Below are 15,261 nucleotides of genomic sequence, written 5' to 3'. Positions count from 1 at the left end.
TAAGGTATTTCTTGGGACCCCGTGGCATTATCTGGCTCCCCGCAACACGTCTTGAGCAGACGAACTCACGGGACAATTACACGCTCTACGATCACAGCCAGAAGTTCATGGACGACGTGCTCGTGTATCCGAACGGTACCGGTGAAGATGTGGTCGACACCTTCTCGCAATCTATCCTCTTCTTGCAAGAGTTCGGCCTCATCAAGAGTGGCTACGACGTCGAGGTGCCGGAGTATTGAGCAAGGCGACAGGCGTGGATGTGAAGCGAAAAGCCGTGATTTGACTCTCGGATTTTAAGACTGGTAATATGATTTTGAGATTGAGGAAGGCGTCATCTTCTAAAAAAGAACCGCAACCCTCAAGATCAGTTAGCGCTCTCTTATAAGAGGAATGACAGGATGTCACGCGAGACCTCCTGTCATTAATATTCAAGCAAAGAAATGTAAGACTTGTACACATTATAAGATGCGTTCAATTTTTGGGCAATAAATTGTCAATAAACGTCACGAAAGGAAACGCGATGACAGACGAGTCCGTGAATTACGATATCCAGCAAGTGCAGCATGATATTGAGAGATTACAGCGTGATCTTTCAAGATTACATAACGATGCAGCATCACCAGTCATATCTTCACGATATGAACCAGCTGTTCTTTATGATCCTCTGCATGCAGAAGAAGTGGTTGCGTCCGAGCGCATGACAACGCCAGGTGCTTACGAAAATCAAGATTGGCTTCCTACAGCAATTCCCGCAATATCGATGATAGATAAAGAAATCGCACAAGCTGAATTGGAAGAAGCCCAACAAGCGCTTACAACCGCAAGAGAAATTCTCAAAGATGCTGATATTGCAAGCGTCCTCGCCAACTCAAATATGGAGAACATAAACATGATTAATACAACGAGTCGCAGTCAAAAGATCCGTAATGCTATCGCAGCACTTCTTGCCGCAGCTTCAACGCTCATCGCTGCAGAAGCAGGTGCAATGTGGGAAGAGAGAGAAAACATGCAGCAAAGTATTTCTCCAAAAAATTATGACATTATGAGGGCAGCTATTGAGGATACGTGCACTTATAAAAGTGAAGAACTATATAAGCACATAATTGAAAAAATAGATCCTCTGAAGATTTCCATTGATGATATTAAAAGTTTAGCAATTTCAGAAGAAGAAGCAAAAAATATTGAATTTCCTGTTGTTATTTATTTGCCAAAACAGGAATCTCTTTTATCAACAGCACAGGTAAAAAAAGCATTTATTGCAGGGTTGATTTATCCAACAGAATTGCAAGATGATGACGCAGATTTTGTTTTTATACAGCGCTATCAAAGCATTCCTTGGCAATTATCCATATCTGCGGCTTATTTTTATCCTCCATCTATTAATGCCTTAAAGTCTCTACTGATATTTTCGTCTTTGGAAAAATATGATAAAGAACATTTATGTATTCAAATGATTAATTCTTTAAAAGAATCAATTGATCAAATGAGTTTTCAAAAAATATTTATCAAAAGATTGAGCCCAATCTTAAATTTTACATCCAAGAAAAAACAATTTAATCTTAACACGGAGGAATCTGTAGATTTTTTTAACAATATTGTTTCAATATATGAAACAATTTAATGGATAATTGAAATGGACGAAGAAATAAAAATCTATGAAATACAGTCAGACTCTCTTTTCTTTTTTAATATAGGTCAAGGAAGTTGTTCCGCTTATGTGTCCCCTGAAGGGAAGGATATATATTTTTTTGATGCGGGCTCAGCAAAAAATGCTATTAATCCATATCAGAACGAAGAAGAGGATGAGCAATTCAACTCAGACAGTCTAGGATCAGGAATAGTTAGAAGCATTAATGCTGCTCAGGACATGACGGCTTATGTTGTTATAAGTCATCCAGATGCTGATCATATTTCTTTATTAAAAAGTATCTTGTTTCATACAGAGAAAAAGAGTGGAAGTTTTAAGACCACTCCATCGTTCAAAGAGATTTTCTTTATTTGTTCGAGTGTTTATCCGTTGCAAAAATATATTGAAGACGATTTTCAGAAACATATAAAATTTATAGAGATTTCTAATCCTCAAATAAGGCCTATAGCAGAAAATGTTGCCCTCTGTTTTCACAATTTCTCATTTTTACATGGCAATACAGACGATGATAGCAAAAAAAATGAGAATAGCTTAATTTGCTCTTTGTTGTTGACTAGAGAGGATAAAAAATCAATCGATAATATAAATAACCTAATTAATTCAGAGAATAAAAAGCTGGAGAAAATGCAGGGTATCTTTGAAGCAAACGTATTATCGGATGCTCAAGAACACAATAATAAAAAACAAGAAAAAAAACAAAAAACACTTGAAAAAATGTTGCAATGTTATAAATTGACAAATAGCTATAAAGAGAAAAAAAATCAATTCATCTCTGAGACAAACTTGATTAAAAAAAATATCATAAACTTATATCAAGTTTTTTCTCGGAACGGCTATTGTATTACTTTTACAGGAGATGCAACAACAAAAACATTTGAGAACAGTGTGCCTGTGCGCTCAAATATATTTGTTGTTCCTCATCATGGAGCCGACAAAGATCATGATTTATCAGAAAATTGGGAGAAAGTGTTTGACCCAGAAAAAGTTGTTGTTAGTGCTGCTCTTTATTCACAACATGAACATCCTAGGCCTAATAGAACAAAGTTCTATGCTGAGAAAGTTAAGAAACATAAAACAGAAATGTCTTATTTATTAGCTCAAACAACAAAGCTCCCTACAGAAAACTATTTTTCACAGTCTGACTTTTATTCGATTGGATCTTATCATAAAGATAATGCATCTCAAACCTATCTTTATAATACAACGTGCCCATATTATTACACTGCGTGTACATCATCAATATTTATTGAAAAGTTATGTACTCGGTGGATAGACAATGGAAAAGTATTTATAAGTTCTCGCCCCTGTGTTTGGAACAAAACACAATCAAATGTGTATTTAACTCAAGATTTTTTTGTGGATTTCAGATTTCAGGGAGAGCACACATTACAGCCGGTAAATATTTTTTGGGAAAATAATATCTATATAATGATAGAACATTTATATCAATGGCTTTGTAAAAATAAAGGATTTATTTCTAAAATCTCCATTACACAAAACAGACTAGATTTATTAAATATTATTGATCAAGAACTTTTTTCTTCTCCATTAACGATCCAGATTTTATCTTGTAGTTTAAATCCAAAAGAAAATTTTGAAAGTGCTTATGCAGATATACTAAACAACATGCCAAAAGAGTTAGCTATTGTTTTTCAATATGCTGCACCCGTGGTTTTTTATAAAGAACAAAATTTTAATGTCTTTTTTGATAAAAGCAAAGACGATCTGACAAATAATTTATTAAGAAGAGACAATAAACAAAATAAACTTCCAAATTTTTCTCGAGACACTTAACCAAAGATAGATAACGTGATAAGATGGCTTATTTAAAGGGGGATAGGCCATGGAATGCAAGAAATGTAATTCAGTTCAGTATGTTAAGAATGGAATGGTCAGAGGGATCCAACGCTACCGCTGTAAAAGCTGCGGCTGCAACTTCACAAATACACCTAAGCGCGGAAAGCCAGAGGCCATGAAAGCCTTGGCAATCCTTTTATATACATTGGGAAATGCAAGCTTTGGAATGATCGGAAAGGTTCTTAAAGTCAGTAATGTCGCTGTTTTGAAGTGGATTCGAAAAGAGGCAAAATCATTGGAAAGGCCTGCCGTTCCATCTGACCTTAAGCTCGTTCAAATCGACGAGATGTGGCATTACGTGAATGGAAAAAAAACAAAATTTGGATCTGGAAAGCCTTTGACCCTGTGTCAGGGCGAGTTATCTCCTGGACTTTGGGTCGCCGTGATGATCGAACAGCCAAAAGCTTAATCGACGAAATCGGCACGAGGGATCTCACTTTCATCACGGACGATTGGGAGGGATTTCATCGTCTAATTCCTGAACATCAACTTTTTACTGGCAAGGATTTAACCTACCCAATCGAGCAGGATATTACCCCGACATGGAAACAGATGACATTAAGAGGCGTAGGAGACTTCAGTTTTTTGGAAGTATGACCTTACAATGTGAGGGGATTTTTGTGTTCCAAAGAGATATTGGCGCAAATTTCTCTTCAACTCAGAGAGGTTCTTAGCGCGTTTCCGCCCCACAGCATTACTTTTGACATCTTGATTGAGTAGCTCGTCAGGATTCAATTCCGGACAATACGGTGGCAAAAAGAAAAGCTCAATTTTGTCCGCATGCGCTTTCACCCAGTCTTGCACTTTGTAAGCATGATGAACCTTATGATTATCAAGGATTAAATAGATTTTTGACTGAGATTTCCAAATCAGCCTTCTTAAAAAGTCAATAAACACGTCCGTTGTGAAATTCTCATCAAACATCATAAACCGCAAGGTGCCCTTGTTTGTTATGGTTGAAATCATGTTTGTTTTGAACACGAGTTACGCAGTTTGCAGCAAAAGGGTGGGAATCTAAGCGAAAGACATGAGTTTTGTTATTTCTCTAGAGATATCATGCTTAATAACATCCCACTGCTGCTGATAAAAGAGAAGCCTCCAGCAAGTCGTCTTTTAAATCTTTGAATCCAAGCCGAAATGGCAAGAAATATATGATTTCTTTGGGCTCGTCCGTGCGAGACTGACAGCGTTCAAGACCGCATGTTTGCTTTAATTCCCGATGATAAACTTCGATTTTCCAACGCGATTTCATGACCAGTTCAATATGATCACGAGAGGGATTATCCCTATTGGTTCCGATATAATCCGTGCGACCGTTTTTGGCAACAAACCGGAAAACAGTAATCCATCCATATCCGCGTAAGTGAACTTTCAGTCCTTCATCTGGAATGTCCAGCTTTTCAAGAGTTTCTCCACGATTCACTTTCCTGTTTTTCTTCAACCCCATCACCCATGTCCAGCCTATGGATTCAATGGCCTTCAGATTATTCAAGCTCGAGTACCAAGCGTCTGCAACCACGTCATCCGGATTTATCCCTCTGTCTTGAGCCAGCTTTAACATTTCCCTGAAATGGTCATTCTTGCTTTTGCCATCGCTGGCTTTATCATAAATACGATAATCAACAGGAATAGAGTCATGACTCCTCAGGCCATGCCATACCAAATTGACAAGACCTATCCCCGCAATAACATCATGGGCATTCCCAGAATACTGATAATGCACAAGCTCTATCTTCTCGCTCCGATTTTTATCCAAAATTGTATCGTCACATACTAAAAAACAAGGTTCTTTCTTGTTAATAAGAGATTGAGTAAGATTCCACACTCCGCTCGGACGCAATGCACTAGAACTCAACCATCGATTGACGCTGTCATGCGACAATGGAATCGGTGACACCTCCGAAAGTGCCAACCCTGAATAGCGCACACTGCTGGCTTGTAAAATGAACGATAAAGTGATTTTGTGCATTTGTGTCGAGACATCATTTCTTCTCATTTAATAAATATTCCCTCTCACCTTATCTCTTCTCTCTTCTCCTGCAAACTGCGTAACTCGTGTCATACCACTGCCAAGATCCGCAATGGTCTCAAACTTCCAACCTTGAGCTGCACAATACATCTCAAGGACTTGTTTTTGTCTTTCCAAATCCTGCCGTTGATCGTGACTGGAAACACGAGCATAGCAAAGCGTTTTTCTATCTATCTTTTCAGTGCGAACAAGATGAGGGCGCAAGGCAGATAAAGGATAACGTCTTTGTCCTCCCGCTGTTCTTTCGGGAACAAGGCGACTCTCTTTTCCCATCGCCTTAATGTGCCATTTGACACTCCAAGAATACGACTGGCTTCTCTGATACTCAATAACTTATCCATAATTGGATAACTATATACAAGTTTAGATAGGTTTTAAAGAGCAGTTATTAACCCGTCAGGCCATGTGCGAACGCCTGATGGAGGAGGTGGATATTTTCGAGAATCTTCTGACGCTGATCAAGCAATCGACGAATCCTCGTGAGATCATCGAGTTCCTGAAATACCTCTTGCCGGTTCCGCGGGAGATCATCTCTCTGGATAGGAATGAGGAGCAGAGCGCACAGTTGATTTTGCAGAACATGTCAAAGCCGTTTCTTGTGGAATTGCAGAAATTAGTGCGCGCTGAAAAGAAACATGCTGACGGATCTTCCGAAATCCACTGATCTTGAGTTTCTGGATGGTGTTCTGGAGCGTCTGATTGAAAAGCGAGAGTGCGAAGAGAGTTTGTACAGCTTTCTCCAGCGTGCCTGGCCTTATATGGAGACAGGGACGTTTGCGCCGAACTGGCACCTGAAGATGCTGAGCGAGATTCTGGAGGAAGTGTTCCGTGGGAACATCCGCAGACTCGTGATTAACATTCCTCCGCGATATGGCAAGACCAGTCTGGTGTCGGTGGCGTTTCCGGCGTGGTGCTGGATTCAAAATCCTCAGACGCGACTCTATTTCTGCTCGTATGCCCAAAAGATCGTGACCTCTCCCAGTCAGAAATGTCGTCGTCTGATTCTCTCGGAGTGGTATCAATCTCACTGGAGGGATCGGGTGACAATCTCGCCGTCACAAAAAGCAAAAGCACGTTTGAAAACACCGCAGGCGGCCGTCGTGATACCACATCGGTGGGCTCCTCGATCTCAGGACTCGGTGGCGATATTCTCATTGCCGACGACCCGAACAATCCCAAAGACGTCGAGTCAGAAGCGAAAATGCACTCGACAAATCTCTGGTGGCGCGATGTCTGGCAATCGCGACTTGATGATGCCAAAGCCGGCGCCATGATTGTGGTGCAACAACGCGTCTCAGAAAAAGACATCACCGACCTGATTGTGCGACATGACAAGACAAAACTCTGGACGCAAGTCATTCTTCCAGCGTGCTTTGAACCTTCGCGTCGCTGTGTTGTCAAAGCGGCTGGTAAAACATGGAAAGATCCGCGCACGAAAGATGGCGAGTTGCTCTTCCCGGCACGCTTCCCGCAGTCGGTTGTTGACGAGCAAAAAGCCACCATGAGCGAGTACGCGTTTGCAGGTCAGTATCAACAGCGGCCAGCACCGCAAGAAGGTGGCCTCTTCAAACACCAAGACTTCATGGTCTGGTCAAGTCCGATGCCGCGCTTCAAGATGATCGTGACGTCTGTGGATACCGCACTCACAACACACGAGAGCAGCAGCTTTTCAGCAGCCACATCTTGGGGCGTCTTCCAGTACGATGGTGAGTCGCATCTGATGCTCTTGAGCCTCATGAAAGCGCGGTTGCCGTTTGAAGAGCTGATGGAGCAGATCCGACGCATGGCGATTGATTGCACCGATAGCCATCCTGAATATCCAAAACGCCCGCACACAATCAAGCCCGAGTACAAGACGAGTCTCTTTATTGTGGAACGTGCAACTCAAGGACAACCGCTCATCTCGTTTCTGGAGAAGATGCGCCCTCGTGTGCGCGTTGAGGGCTTCGTGCCGCGTACGTACGGCTCCAAGCTCGCACGTGCTAAAACAATAAGGTATTTCTTGGGACCCCGTGGCATTATCTGGCTCCCGCAACACGTCTTGAGCAGACGAACTCACGAGACAATTACACGCTCTACGATCACAGCCAGAAGTTCATGGAAGACGTGCTCGTGTATCCGAACGGTACCGGTGAAGATGTTGTCGACACCTTCTCGCAATCTATCCTCTTCTTGCAAGAGTTCGGCCTCATCAAGAGTGGCTACGACGTCGAGGTGCCGGAGTATTGAGCAAGGCGACAGGCGTGGATGTGAAGCGAAAAGCCGTGATTTGACCCGTTGATTTCAAGTCTGGTACTATGATTTTGAGATTGAGGAAGGCGTCATCTTCTAAAAAGAACCGCAACCCTCAAGATCAGTTAGCGCTCTCTTATAAGAGGAATGACAGGATGTCACGCGAGACCTCCTGTCATTAATATTCAAGCAAAGAAAATGTAAGACTTGTACACATTATAAGATGCGTTCAATTTTTGGGCAATAAATTGTCAATAAACGTCACGAAAGGAAACGCGATGACAGACGAGTCCGTGAATTACGATATCCAGCAAGTGCAGCATGATATTGAGAGATTACAGCGTGATCTTTCAAGATTACATAACGATGCAGCATCACCAGCCATATCTTCACGATATGAACCGGCTGTTCTTTATGATCCTCTGCATGCAGAAGAAGTGGTTGCGTACGAGCGCATTACAACGCCAGATGCTTACGAAAATCAAGATTGGCTTCCTACAGCAATTCCCGCAATATCGATGATAGATAAAGAAATCGCACAAGCTGAATTGGAAGAAGCCCAACAAGCGCTTACAACCGCAAGAGAAATTCTCAAAGATGCTGATATTGCAAGCGTCCTCGCCAACTCAAATATGGAGAACATAAACATGATTAATACAACGAGTCGCAGTCAAAAGATCCGCAATGCTATCGCAGCACTTCTTGCCGCAGCTTCAACGCTCATTGCCGCTGAAGCGGGCGCGATGTGGCAGGAAAAGGACGTTAGATCATTAAGCCCACGAAAAGAACAATTTGAAACAGGACTATATCTGACAAACTTATCGGAAAAATCTATTTTTCTACAAAAGGTAAACATAAAATTTGGAAAAATCATAAAACAAACTCATGCAGAAGGTTCAGAACTGAAAAAAAATGAGTCTTTCAGGATTAATATATCGCATACCTTAAATTGCGAGGATGATTTTTTAAATAAAAAAGAAAGTTTCATTACAATTACAGATCAGAATAATGGTCTTGCAGTTTTTAACTTTGTAACAAACGGAACATTTAATGCTCATTTGATTCCAGAATCAAATAAAAAGAATTTTTGTTTAACGTCTGGTATGTCTTCATATAATAGTAATGGGATGTATAATACTTACACAATAAGAGAAATAAAATGAGATATAACAATATTATTATTATAAGGAAAAGACCAGATTTTGTGGCTGCACAGAACTATATAACTTTTTCATCAACGATTGAAGACGTTCTCAATGGTCTCGGTTTTCGCAGGAGGACTTGTTGTCAAGCTAATGACAATGCAATATGTGTGACACAAGAACATTTTTGTTCTACAACAGCTCCAGGTGGAATTGAAAATGCCCCTATGCAAGAAGAAGTTTTTCAAAATATAATGCAAGAATTTTCTCAAAATATCTCCACGCAATATCCAGAAATTTTGTTTGTCATAAACGGTGTTTTTGAAACAAACGTATCTTCTGCAACTGATGCAGATCAGATGAAGCAATTTGAAAAAATTAATACACGTAATTTTTTTCCAGCTCTTGGTCGAATGCTAGACGGAAATCTTATCGCAACAACGGCAGGCGTGCCACCACGCTCTATACCTTCCTCTACTCTATCCATGAATCCACAAACGTCCATTAAAAATGCAGCAAAAGAATTTCCGAAGGTTCATCCTAAACAGGCAATTATATCAGATGCTTGTGCTTGGACTGTAGTTAGAAGTTATTTCATAAAAAATGGAACACAAAGGGAAGGTGCTACAAAAACATTTCTTTATGGTTCGTATGGAGCTCCTTCGTGGGATGCTAATCCTACAACAGACTTATTTGGCACAATAGATTATTTAAATCTGTATGCTTATACAAACGTAGATTATAATTCACAGCCATATATGTTATTGCAAAATTACACTTATCCAAAAGCAAACAGTAATTTCAAAATTTATCTCAATGGATCTTCAAAAAATATTTTTATGGCTAAGAGAAATACCCTCATTGCTGATGAATATATCGGGATGAATATATGTTATGATGGAGGAGAGGTTTGGAATTTAGAAGATATTACAAACTTGCATAATAATATTAATAATCCCATTATATTGCAAAGCGATTCGAAAGTTCCAGCTCAATTTTTTGAACATCTTTTTATGGAAAATCCTAACAATCTAGTGTTAACCCCACAAGGTATGGATTTCCCACTTACGATAACTGTGGATGTTAATGCTCCCGTAGCACTTTCACAGGATCAAAAGGAACTTTTAAACTTTCTATCAAAAGGACTTGTATTCGCAGACAGTACTTTACCAGCAATTCAACCACAAACCGGTGCAATTTATCTATGTGATGATCCCACTGCCAATCGAAGAGTTTTTAGAAGGAAAATTATTGGAATAAATAATTATATGTCAGGACCAGGACATAATTATAATATGGCTAACATTACAGCCTCGTTATATACTATGTAGTTGTACAGTCCCGATGTATGATGGTGTAGGGAATGAAGCTTTATTAACATCGAAGGAATTATTAGACTATCCATGCAATGCGCGCGTTTCACCTCGACAAGAGATCGTAACCTCCGTACAGTCAGTCCATAGATAAACGACAAAAAGGCAAGACAGACGATGTCAGATAAACCTCTCATCAGTTTCGATTACGCGATTAAGTACATCCTCAAGAACAAGGGCGATTACGAGATTATCGAAAGGTTTATCTCGACACTTCTACAAACACAGGGATATCCTCCTGTGACTATCAATGCTCTTCTCGACAGCGAGTCCAACAAGGAATCTTTTGATCTCAAACGCAGTATCGCGGATCTTGTCGTGCAAGACAAAGACGACAATAAATACATTGTTGAGATCGAACGCTCTTTTACACCCAACTTTTTGCACAAAGCGTGTTTTAATTCTTCACGTCTCATCGTGGATAGTATTTCTGGGAATCAGGACTACACCAGCATCAAAAAAGTCTTCCATATCAGTCTGCTTTATTTTGCAACGCAGACCATGAAATCCCCTCTCTATCATGGGCAGACGATCTTTCATGAAATTGACACCACGCATCCTGTCAACGTGAAGATCGCCAATCAGGGTCTCATCATGTTTGAGACACCTAACGTGTTTCCGGAGTACTTCATTATCTCGCTGCCGCGTTTTAACGATCAGGTGCAACATGAACTCGATGAATGGCTTTACATGATGAAGCACTCCGAAGTCCTCCCTTCTTTCCAATCACCTGTGATGAAGAAGGTTGCAGAACGCTTGGCGGTCATCCACATGTCCAATGAAGAGCGCAATACGTACTTTGCCTATCTCAAAGAGGCTGTTCACTCGCAAGACGTTCTCTTGGCTGCATCTGAAAAAGGCAAAAAAGAAGGCTTCGAGAAAGGTCTTGAGAAAGGTCGTGAAGAGGGTCGTGAAGAGGGTCGTGAAAAAGAAAGACTCGACATGGCCAAACGACTTCTGCAAAGCGGACAAACAATCGCATTTGTCGCGCAGATGACGGGACTTGATGAGAAGAGGCTCACTGTTCTCAAGGACACCCAAAAGACGCCTTGAGTGATTTGACCGCGTGTCCGGTTCTTCGTTACACTTGGATCACGAGAAACATCATATCAAGGAGCCTTTCACATGAAACTCTCACCTAAACATATTGCTGCTCTTGGCTTGGTTGCGGCTGCACTTGCCGGATGTGCGCATCAGCCAGAATGTGTACAAATTATCTCTCACGAAGAGCATCAAACACTCAAAGGAACAGAGCATCATAAAGTCACAAAAGTCATCTGTCCTTGTCACAAAGAATACATACAACCTGTTGAATCAAAAACAGTCATTCTGGAGACACCGACAAATGCCATTGCCGGTGAAAAATCTGTGGTCACATCTCGCGACGTTTTAGAGGTCGAAGATCACACAAAAGGTCGTCACAACTGATCTTGTGATTCCCAGAAAAACTCGACTTTTTCTCTTCTCATCACAAATTTGCATACCGTTGAGATCTGTGATTTAATCACCGCTAAGACATCCCATACTATTTAATTTCTTGAATCTCGTATTTTGGCGAGGGGATGTCGTATGCACAAACGTGATCTATTTGACAGTGATGATCAAGACGTGACAAACGTCATTGCATTTCCCAATGGAGATGACTTTGATGACACATCACTCCCACTTGATGACGTCGATGTTCCTTTTGAAGAAGAACAGGAAGAGGACACCGATGGATTTTGGGATGACATTACCGATGAACTTTCAGAAGCCTCTCAAGACAAAGTTGTCACCGATTTAATTCGTGGCATTTCCGAAGACAAGGCGTCTCGTGAGGGATGGGAGCAACAGATCCAATCGGCCATCCAGAATCTGGGGCTGTCGTGGGAGACCGTTGACAAGCTGCCCTTTGCGCAGGCAACAGGTGCATTTGATACCACTTTGATGCAAGCCTGTTTGCAGTTTTACGCGTTGGCACAAGCCGAGCTTTTCCCTGCTGAAGGACCTGCCAAGATCAAGACATTCAAACGATCAGATGCATTTTTTGAGGATTGCGCAGAACGCGTTGAGCAGTTCTTAAACTGGCAGCTCACCTCTGTTGACTCGGACTACTACGTTGATTCGCGGCGTATGCTTTTCTATCTTATTCTTTTGGGATCCGCCTTTAAGAAAGTCTATACAGATCCTTTAACACAACGCCCAACGGCGAGATTTATCCGGCCGCAGCATCTCCTGATTGATAATGAGACATCGTCCCTGACCGCATCCGATCGCATTACGCATATTTTGAACTTGTCTCGACAGGATCTACAGCTCAGGCAGCAATACGGATTCTATCGCGAGGTTGACCTGGATATAGAATCTGATGATTTGCTGGATTCCCCCATTGATGATGCCATTCGGAATCTAGATGGAGTCGCATCCACTTCAGAACGTCCGACTGACTATTTAACGGTCTGGGAAAGCTATAGTCTTTTGACGATTGACGAAGATCAGAGTGATGACGCGCAATCCATCGCAAAACCTTACATCGTGACCTTACTTCCCGAAAGTCGACAGATCTTGTCGATTCGCCGCAATTGGCGACCAGAAGACACCACCTTTGCGAGAATCAATTATTTTGTCCAGTACACTTTGTTACCTGGGCTTGGGAATTATGGGCTTGGATATGCCCAGCTTTTAGGCGGCAACTCCACCGCTCTGACCAGTCTGTTGCGTCAACTCATTGACAAAGGCATCCTCTCGAATTTCCCAGGAGGACTGATTGCCGGCAACATCGATATTGCCAACAATGACAAGATGATCGGACCTGGAGAATTTCACTCGATCCCAGTCTATGGAAAAGACCTGCGAAGCTCAATTATTCCGTTGCCCTATGGCGAACCCTCTATGGTTCTCAAGGATCTTTACGATACTTTATCTCGCAAGACGCTGGAACTCGCATCTTGTATCGATCATCAGATTGCTGACCAAAGCGCGAATACACCTGTGGGCACTACGTTGGCGCATCTGGATGTCTCCGGTCGCCTTCAGATGGCGATGCTGCGTGGACTGAGGGAGTCTTTATCTCAAGAGCTGACTCTGCTTTACCAGCTCTGGGGTGGAACATTAACAGAAGATCCAATGTTCTTCTCCCGTGAGGGAGAGATGTCTTATGTCAGCGCGCAAGACTTCCAACTCAATCACGTCATCTCACCGACAGCGGATTCTGGTCTTTCCACACAGACCCAACGCATTGCAAGAGCCCAGGAGCTTTTAAAATTGGCACAATCCGCACCACAGCTGTTTAACCAGCACGCCGTTTATGAACGCATCTGTCGGACTCTCGGAATCGAGAATATCGATGAAGTTTTGATCACGCCAGATTCTGGAACACCACTCGATCCCGTTTCTGAGAATATGCGCGCCCTTTCCGGTGCATCTCTGGGTGTGGCCCCGTGGCAAAACCATGTCGCCCACATTCAAGTGCACGAAGCGTTTTTGGCACAAAACCCACAGCTCTCTCCAGTACTCATGGCTCACATTGCCGAGCATCAAGCGCAGCTCTACGCGCTCCAAATGCAGATGATGACAGGTGTTGAGTTGCCATTGAATCAGGATCTTCCACCAGCTGTGCAGAATCAGGTCGCACTCATGGTGGCAAACTCCCTAACTGAAACTGCTGACACACAACCACAAGCGCCTCAGCCTATCGATCCGCAACAGCTCATAGAAATTGATATCCAAGAGCGGGCCGAAGCCAGTCGACGCAAGCTGGAAGAAGCCGAAATCAAGGCCATGATGGAAAAGTTGAAGGCACAAATGAAATTCCAGACAGAGGTTATCAAAGAAGAGAACAAGGCTGCGATCGCCCATGAGAAGAACCAGACGGACCTCATTATTGCGCAGCTGAAGCAAGATGATGTTGCGATCGAACACCACATGAATCCAGACGGAGAAGTCTTATGAAATCAAAGCCCTCAACGCCCAAAACAAAGACAAGCGCACCACAACGCTTTGAACGCCGGAAAACAGGGGGCGGTGGTAGTGCGCTCGCAAACCGCAAAGCGGCTGTGAACAAGGTCATGAAAGATGTCCTTGAGGCGGAAGTCATGCCTCGCAGTGCACCAAAGACACGTGTCTCTCGTTCTCAGTCAGCGCGCACAACCCGCACCTTAACGCCCAATGCGGTCATTAAAGACGTGCTGGAGACAGAGGCGTTGTCGTCTCGCAAACCCGTCCGTCCTCGAAAGCTTGCCATGGGCGGTGTTGCGAAAATTCGTCTTGGCGAATCGACTGCGTCTGGAAGACCTAAACCACTGAGCAAGAGGCCACAAAAATGATTCAGGATGTTTTGGGAAATCTTCTTAAAAATCTGCAAGTGCAGAGAGACCGTCTCGCACTCTATGTCACCTCCGGCGGATGCGACTCTTATGACGACTATCGGTTTCACACAGGTCTTTTAGAAGGATTGCAAGTGGCTGGAGATCTGATTGCAAAAGAATCTGAAGCAATCGAGATCGGACAACTCTCCCCAACACACACGAGGACCTCATGAGTCGGATTGAGTCACATGAACGGCACGCTGCCAAACGCTACGTCGAACAAGCTCTCGGGTTTGAGCCGCCCGTGCCACAGGGACGATTTGTTTGTATCAAGATTTGGGGACGAGAATCGGAAGTGCACTCAATCAAGAACCATCGCGGCAAAACGCAACTCGTCTATTTGCCACCAAGGATTGCGGCGAATAACAAGCATCCTTATGCCTTGGGACTCGTCGTCTCTCAAGGCCCGCTTACCACTTCCAATGATTATGCAGTGGGTGACTTTGTGATGCTCAAAAAAGGATATGGCACGGAAGTCATGATTCGTGATGTGACACTGCTTTTTATCGACGAACGTGATCTTTTAGCCGTCATCTCTGATCCGCGGATTGTCGCTGAAGAAAATTTGCCGCGTTCTCTGTCCCTCACTGCGCAACTGTATTCTCAAAACACTCACGTCGCCTAGAAAGGAAAA

Annotated in this window: 16 protein-coding genes and 2 pseudogenes; 15 read left to right on the top strand and 3 right to left on the bottom strand. The window is 42.7% G+C overall.

The annotated features are described in order from the left end of the window. From Bealeia2_RS09760 to Bealeia2_RS10640, 5 genes are all read left to right on the top strand, one after another. A partial coding sequence (locus tag Bealeia2_RS09760) for a hypothetical protein (protein ID WP_331256830.1) occupies positions 1-239 on the top strand: 239 nt, incomplete at its 5' end. A gap of 281 nt (positions 240-520) precedes the next feature. Beyond that, on the top strand, positions 521-1,621 hold the full coding sequence (locus Bealeia2_RS09755; protein WP_331256829.1) for a hypothetical protein: 1,101 nt from the start codon (positions 521-523) through the stop codon (positions 1,619-1,621). Positions 1,622-1,633: 12 nt separating this feature from the next. Then, positions 1,634-3,442, top strand: coding sequence for an MBL fold metallo-hydrolase (locus Bealeia2_RS09750; RefSeq protein WP_331256828.1), 1,809 nt, complete (start codon positions 1,634-1,636; stop codon positions 3,440-3,442). Between the two features lie 49 nt (positions 3,443-3,491). Further along, positions 3,492-3,914 (top strand): IS1/IS1595 family N-terminal zinc-binding domain-containing protein, encoded by a 423-nt coding sequence (locus tag Bealeia2_RS09745; protein WP_331255242.1) that lies wholly within the window; start codon positions 3,492-3,494, stop codon positions 3,912-3,914. Then, the gene (locus Bealeia2_RS10640) at positions 3,851-4,102 is read left to right on the top strand and encodes a hypothetical protein (RefSeq protein ID WP_414437891.1); all 252 of its coding nucleotides are present in this window, start codon (positions 3,851-3,853) and stop codon (positions 4,100-4,102) included. Before Bealeia2_RS09745 ends, Bealeia2_RS10640 begins: the two co-directional genes overlap by 64 nt. Here the strand turns inward: Bealeia2_RS10640 and Bealeia2_RS09740 are convergent. The 3 genes and pseudogenes from Bealeia2_RS09740 to Bealeia2_RS09730 all read right to left on the bottom strand — a co-directional run. Then, complete coding sequence (locus Bealeia2_RS09740; RefSeq protein ID WP_331256827.1) at positions 4,064-4,486, bottom strand: IS630 family transposase; 423 nt, start codon at positions 4,484-4,486, stop codon at positions 4,064-4,066. The two genes, Bealeia2_RS10640 and Bealeia2_RS09740, sit on opposite strands and share 39 nt — an antisense overlap. A 33-nt stretch (positions 4,487-4,519) precedes the next feature. Then, positions 4,520-5,488: pseudogene (locus Bealeia2_RS09735) on the bottom strand (IS701 family transposase). 76 nt (positions 5,489-5,564) lie between these two features. Then, a pseudogene (locus Bealeia2_RS09730) lies at positions 5,565-5,875 on the bottom strand (IS607 family transposase); the annotation flags it as partial. 62 nt (positions 5,876-5,937) lie between these two features. Here Bealeia2_RS09730 and Bealeia2_RS09725 point away from each other — a divergent pair. From Bealeia2_RS09725 to Bealeia2_RS09680, 10 genes are all read left to right on the top strand, one after another. Beyond that, a complete protein-coding gene (locus Bealeia2_RS09725; protein WP_331256825.1) occupies positions 5,938-6,198 on the top strand; it encodes a hypothetical protein in 261 nt (86 codons plus the stop codon). A 348-nt stretch (positions 6,199-6,546) separates the two neighbouring features. Then, the gene (locus Bealeia2_RS09720) at positions 6,547-7,815 is read left to right on the top strand and encodes a hypothetical protein (protein ID WP_331256824.1); all 1,269 of its coding nucleotides are present in this window, start codon (positions 6,547-6,549) and stop codon (positions 7,813-7,815) included. A 244-nt stretch (positions 7,816-8,059) separates the two neighbouring features. Then, positions 8,060-8,929, top strand: coding sequence for a hypothetical protein (locus Bealeia2_RS09715; RefSeq protein ID WP_331256823.1), 870 nt, complete (start codon positions 8,060-8,062; stop codon positions 8,927-8,929). A gap of 41 nt (positions 8,930-8,970) precedes the next feature. Continuing rightward, positions 8,971-10,239: a hypothetical protein gene (locus Bealeia2_RS09710; RefSeq protein WP_331256822.1), complete on the top strand. Its 1,269-nt coding sequence runs from the start codon at positions 8,971-8,973 to the stop codon at positions 10,237-10,239. A gap of 159 nt (positions 10,240-10,398) precedes the next feature. Further along, on the top strand, positions 10,399-11,334 hold the full coding sequence (locus tag Bealeia2_RS09705) for an Rpn family recombination-promoting nuclease/putative transposase (RefSeq protein ID WP_331256821.1): 936 nt from the start codon (positions 10,399-10,401) through the stop codon (positions 11,332-11,334). Between the two features lie 72 nt (positions 11,335-11,406). Then, the gene (locus Bealeia2_RS09700) at positions 11,407-11,709 is read left to right on the top strand and encodes a hypothetical protein (protein ID WP_331256820.1); all 303 of its coding nucleotides are present in this window, start codon (positions 11,407-11,409) and stop codon (positions 11,707-11,709) included. Between the two features lie 141 nt (positions 11,710-11,850). Continuing rightward, positions 11,851-14,211, top strand: a complete 2,361-nt coding sequence (locus Bealeia2_RS09695; RefSeq protein WP_331256819.1) for a portal protein — start codon at positions 11,851-11,853, stop codon at positions 14,209-14,211. Next, the gene (locus Bealeia2_RS09690; RefSeq protein ID WP_331256818.1) at positions 14,208-14,585 is read left to right on the top strand and encodes a hypothetical protein; all 378 of its coding nucleotides are present in this window, start codon (positions 14,208-14,210) and stop codon (positions 14,583-14,585) included. The genes Bealeia2_RS09695 and Bealeia2_RS09690 overlap by 4 nt, the downstream gene beginning before the upstream one ends. Beyond that, positions 14,582-14,800: a hypothetical protein gene (locus Bealeia2_RS09685; RefSeq protein ID WP_331256817.1), complete on the top strand. Its 219-nt coding sequence runs from the start codon at positions 14,582-14,584 to the stop codon at positions 14,798-14,800. Before Bealeia2_RS09690 ends, Bealeia2_RS09685 begins: the two co-directional genes overlap by 4 nt. Continuing rightward, entirely contained in the window at positions 14,797-15,252 is a 456-nt protein-coding gene (locus Bealeia2_RS09680; protein ID WP_331256816.1) for a hypothetical protein, read from the top strand. Before Bealeia2_RS09685 ends, Bealeia2_RS09680 begins: the two co-directional genes overlap by 4 nt. Positions 15,253-15,261 lie beyond the last annotated feature (9 nt).

It is taken from the genome of Candidatus Bealeia paramacronuclearis (genome assembly GCF_035607555.1).
Lineage (GTDB): Bacteria > Pseudomonadota > Alphaproteobacteria > UBA9655 > UBA9655 > Bealeia > Bealeia paramacronuclearis.
Note: the sequence above shows the minus strand (reverse complement) of the source record. Positions and strands in the feature narration are given on the sequence as shown.

What these genes read in the sequence shown, in the direction of transcription:
- Bealeia2_RS09750 (WP_331256828.1), top strand. Translation starts at nt 1,634, where the DNA reads ATGGACGAAGAAATAAAAATCTATGAAATACAGTCAGACTCTCTTTTC.
- Bealeia2_RS09745 (WP_331255242.1), top strand. Translation starts at nt 3,492, where the DNA reads ATGGAATGCAAGAAATGTAATTCAGTTCAGTATGTTAAGAATGGAATG.
- Bealeia2_RS09725 (WP_331256825.1), top strand. Translation starts at nt 5,938, where the DNA reads ATGTGCGAACGCCTGATGGAGGAGGTGGATATTTTCGAGAATCTTCTG.
- Bealeia2_RS09685 (WP_331256817.1), top strand. Translation starts at nt 14,582, where the DNA reads ATGATTCAGGATGTTTTGGGAAATCTTCTTAAAAATCTGCAAGTGCAG.
- Bealeia2_RS09755 (WP_331256829.1), top strand. Translation starts at nt 521, where the DNA reads ATGACAGACGAGTCCGTGAATTACGATATCCAGCAAGTGCAGCATGAT.
- Bealeia2_RS09680 (WP_331256816.1), top strand. Translation starts at nt 14,797, where the DNA reads ATGAGTCGGATTGAGTCACATGAACGGCACGCTGCCAAACGCTACGTC.
- Bealeia2_RS09690 (WP_331256818.1), top strand. Translation starts at nt 14,208, where the DNA reads ATGAAATCAAAGCCCTCAACGCCCAAAACAAAGACAAGCGCACCACAA.
- Bealeia2_RS09695 (WP_331256819.1), top strand. Translation starts at nt 11,851, where the DNA reads ATGCACAAACGTGATCTATTTGACAGTGATGATCAAGACGTGACAAAC.
- Bealeia2_RS09700 (WP_331256820.1), top strand. Translation starts at nt 11,407, where the DNA reads ATGAAACTCTCACCTAAACATATTGCTGCTCTTGGCTTGGTTGCGGCT.
- Bealeia2_RS09705 (WP_331256821.1), top strand. Translation starts at nt 10,399, where the DNA reads ATGTCAGATAAACCTCTCATCAGTTTCGATTACGCGATTAAGTACATC.